Below are 4,198 nucleotides of genomic sequence, written 5' to 3'. Positions count from 1 at the left end.
ATCTCTTGTTTCATCTGTCGAAATAATTCTTAAAGAATTTGGAGATAATTATGTAATTAATTTTGCTTAACTACTTAACACTGTTGGTTAGCTTTGGGGTTTGAAACTGTAACGTAATTCTTGGACAGAGTTACCCATTGATGGAATTTTGGGGTAACTCTCTAGCCAGCCTCTCGATAACGTCACTAAGACTGCTTGCAGTAAGTTCAACTTGCTTGAACTCTAGCCACTTAGTAGCAGTCTCGGTCAGACTTAGGTTGACTTTACGCTTAGGCTCGCTGTAGATCTTTTTTCTAGGCATTTTGTCATTCCGCATTAATTCCGCATACAATAAGAGTAAGGCAGAAATGAGGTAAAAGCAAATGTTACTCAGCTTCAGGACGGAATTAAAGCCTAACAATAAGCAGGTGACTAGATTTCGGCAACATTGCGGGGTAGCAAGACACGCTTACAACTGGGCGAATTCAATCATCCTTGAAACCTTGAAACTCAGGGAAGCCGACAAAACGGTTAAGATTCCTTCCGCTATCGATCTTCACAAGCGTTTAGTAGGGGAAATTAAACCTCTGCATCCCTGGTATTACGAGTCATCTAAGGCAAGTCCGCAGCAGGCTCTGACTGAATTGAGAACGGCTTGGGATAGATGCTTCAAAAAGGTATCTAACCAACCTATAGCCTTTCTCAGAAAGATGAGGTACAATAACAGCAGTGTGTAAACCAGTTAAAAATATTTGACGATGTAACCTGACCGAACGCAAACTAAGAGTGCTTTTGCTAATTCTTGATAATTAGTAGTCTTGATAGAACGGAGAATGATTTTAAGTTTTGACCACAGATTTTCAATGGGTGAAAAATCTGGTGAATAAGGTGATAAGTATATTAATCTTGCCCCTTTTTTTTTGATCGCTTTTTTCACTTCTTCTCCCAAGTGAATGGGACAATTATCCATCACTACACAAGCCCCTTTCCATAGTTTTGGCACAAGTTTCCTGATAATAAAAGCTTCAAATGTAATTGCATCAGTTGGGCCTATTAGATTAACCGATGTCAAAATTTCATTGACTGACATTGCTCCAATTATTGAGACATTTTTGCCACGTTTAGTTGGTTTTGGCCCCTTGGCTCTTTGACCTTTTAAAGCTCTGGCATATAACCTAACCATTGCCAAATTAACTCCCGATTCGTCAATGAATATTAAGTCGTTCAAACTAATCTTTTTTATTTTTTGCCAGAACTCACATCGCAGGAGTTGAACTCGGTCGGTGCCTTTGTCCGAGGGGAAGAGAGTTTTTTTTTGACAGTAATATCTAAGAGTTTTATCATTCTTGCTATTGTCGCTCTACTAACGGAAAATCCAATTTTCCCATAAAGTAAATAACGAAGTTCTTCAAGAGTAGCATCATTGTTTACTTCAATCAATTGGGCACTCGATGAGTAGTGGCTCTGCATTCAGTTTGCCTTTGACTCCACATCGGTCAGTTCGCGGAGTAATGTTTTTTGTTTCACGATATTGTTTAAGCAATTTTTGTACAAAACTCAGGGCAGAGCGAAAAGCGCTTAGCTATTGCTTTTTGTGAAATCGGTTCAGTATGATAAGTATCAAGGATTTTTTGCCTAAAATCAATCGAATAAGCTTTCATTTTTAACAATGTATGAAGAGGAGTACAAATTTACTTTTTGTGAGTCAAGCAGCTCGTGCTGTCAAAAAAATGCTATTATGTATGCTATCGCTTTCGCGTGGCTTGTGCGTAACCATGTAATTATAGTTCGTTTGCTCTGATATTCTCTGCTTTATCCTCCTGAGTGAGTGTCAGTAACATTATACCTCATCTTTCCGAGAAAGGCTATAGGTTCAAGAAAAAAGGTGTGTCAGGTGAATCTTTCTACCTAGAGCAAGGAACCAAAGCAAAACCAGGAATTAATAACGATGGCAAGCGTGTCAAGTTACCTAAAATTGGTTGGGTTAGGCTGCACGAACCATTACCAATTACGGCATTTCACAACTGTGTAATCAGTCGAAAAGCCGACAGATGGTTCATTGCTTTTAAATACGAAATTGAACAGCCCGCAACTCCACCTGACCGTCCTACTGCTGGTGTCGATATCGGCATCAAAGAATTAGCTGTTTGTTCTAACGGTCAAGTCTTTGCCAATCCCAAAGCTTACCGTGGGATGAGTCGTAAAATGAAACGCCTGCAACGCCGTGTTAGCAAGCGAGTCAAAGGGTCTAACAACCGCAATTCGGCAATCGCTAAACAAGCCTTGCTGCACCTAAAAGTGTCAAACATCCGAAAAGACGCCATTCACAAGCTGACAACTTACCTCGCCAAAAACCACAGTGAGGTCAAGATCGAAGACTTGAATGTCAAGGCATTTTTGAAGAACCACAAGTTAGCTGGTGCAATCGCTGATTGCGGAATGTACGAATTTAAGCGGCAATTGGAATATAAAACCCAAAAGTTTAACTCCGAGTTGACGCTTGTAGAGCGATTCTTCCCTAGCAGTCAAATTTGCTCAAGTTGCTGCAATCATCGGCACAAGATGCCGTTGAAAGTCCGAGTTTTTGAATGTCCCGATTGCGGAAATATTCAAGACCGTGATTTAAACGCAGCCAAGAAGTGCGATTCGTTCAGTCGAAACCGAGCAATCGGGGGATGACTGGCTTCTACAGGGTAATCCATCAGGATTGAGTTCGCACTTTAATCCCTTGTAGATGACAACTTCATAACTTTACAGGTGAACGTCAGTATCCTAGAAAGCGTCAAGTCCTGTCCCTCAAACGTAGAGGTGAAAGCATATCCTCCACTGTAGCGACTAGCCATCAATCGGTGAAGCGAGGATAAAAGCGGAAAGAACTACTAGCCTAAAAGTGGTATCCCGTAAGCAAGTTCCTACGGATAGCGAAAGCAAAGTCACTGTTTGAATCATCGTTATTGCGACCCAGCGAAATAAGGCTTCTCACGCTGGTAGTCCCAAAAGGGCATTAGTACAGGGTGGTATGAGGATTTCAATCGACATACCTACGTTACCCAAAAACTCGGTGAAGAGGTGGCATCCTAACGGAACAAACCAATGGTTATGAGGAACGAAGTAACCCACCTGATTACTCTCGGAGAGGTCGAATACTTCGAGCAGTCAGCTAAGACGAAACATCTGGATTTCCAGGTAACAGGTGGTAGAGATTGAGTCAAAAGCCAACGCCTCACTGTAATGGTGAGGATATGCTAACGGACTCACGGTAATACGGATGATATAGCTACAATTCGCAATGAATATGTTATGAACACGGCAGAAAAACCGATGTATGAATGGAACGATATCAACTGGCGAAAGCTAGAGCGTAACGTTTTTAAATTGCATTCATCGGATATATCAAGCGTCTAATCGTGGTGATGTCAAGCTAGTACGCAGACTCCAAAAACTGTTGATAAGCTCTTGGGCGGCAAAAGCCGCTTCGGTTCGTCGGGTAACTCAAGATAATCACGGCAAGAAGACGGCAGGGGTGGACGGCGTTAAATCGCTGACCCCAAAGCAACGTTTCGCCCTGATAAACAAAATATCATTGGGTTGTAAGGTTAAGCCAACACGCCGAGTTTGGATACCCAAACCAGGGACAGGTGAGGAAAGACCTTTAGGTATACCGACAATGGAAGACCGAGCGATGCCGCGCGTTAGTCAAACTGGTGTTAGAACCAGAATGGGAAGCGCGATTTGAACCTAACTCATATGGGTTCCGACCCGGACGCTCATGCCACGATGCGATAGGAGCAATATTCAGTGCGGTACACAATAAATCCAAGTATGTGTTGGATGCCGATATTAGTAAATGCTTCGACCGTATTAATCACGATGCACTTCTCAAAAAATTGAATACTTATCCTACCCTACGGAGACAAATCCGAGCTTGGTTAAAAGCTGGTGTAATGGATGGAAACAAGCTGTTCCCAACTGATGAAGGGACACCACAGGGTGGGGTGATTTCACCCCTACTCGCAAATGTTGCCTTACATGGAATTGAGGAATTGATTAGGGGTTTAGCCCCAAAATTCGATATGAAGCGACCTGATAACACTCAATTGGGTGTTAGAGATAAGCTTAAATCGTTTTCATTGATAAGATACGCAGATGACTTCGTGAGCGCGACACGATGTCGCATGTTGTGAGTGAGGAGGTGACTTCTCTAGGTTAGTGTCCAAAC

At 42.3% G+C, this 4,198-nt stretch carries 2 protein-coding genes and 2 pseudogenes; 3 read left to right on the top strand and 1 reads right to left on the bottom strand.

What is annotated here, in order from left to right:
• Positions 1-362 precede the first annotated feature (362 nt).
• Entirely contained in the window at positions 363-716 is a 354-nt protein-coding gene (locus tag QUB12_RS36800) for a helix-turn-helix domain-containing protein (RefSeq protein ID WP_333148286.1), read from the top strand.
• Here the strand turns inward: QUB12_RS36800 and QUB12_RS36795 are convergent.
• Positions 682-1,640: pseudogene (locus QUB12_RS36795) on the bottom strand (IS630 family transposase). The gene QUB12_RS36800 and the pseudogene QUB12_RS36795 sit on opposite strands and share 35 nt — an antisense overlap.
• A gap of 163 nt (positions 1,641-1,803) precedes the next feature.
• Here QUB12_RS36795 and QUB12_RS36790 point away from each other — a divergent pair.
• Both QUB12_RS36790 and QUB12_RS36785 read left to right on the top strand, forming a co-directional pair.
• A complete protein-coding gene (locus tag QUB12_RS36790; protein WP_333148284.1) occupies positions 1,804-2,658 on the top strand; it encodes an RNA-guided endonuclease TnpB family protein in 855 nt (284 codons plus the stop codon).
• 621 nt (positions 2,659-3,279) lie between these two features.
• A pseudogene (locus QUB12_RS36785) lies at positions 3,280-4,136 on the top strand (reverse transcriptase domain-containing protein); the annotation flags it as partial.
• Positions 4,137-4,198: the final 62 nt, after the last annotated feature.

It is taken from the genome of Microcoleus sp. B7-D4, assembly GCF_036705125.1.
In the GTDB taxonomy this organism is placed as follows: Bacteria; Cyanobacteriota; Cyanobacteriia; order Cyanobacteriales; family Microcoleaceae; genus Microcoleus.
The sequence above is the reverse complement of the archived record's forward strand: the minus strand, read 5'-3'. Positions and strand labels throughout refer to the sequence as shown.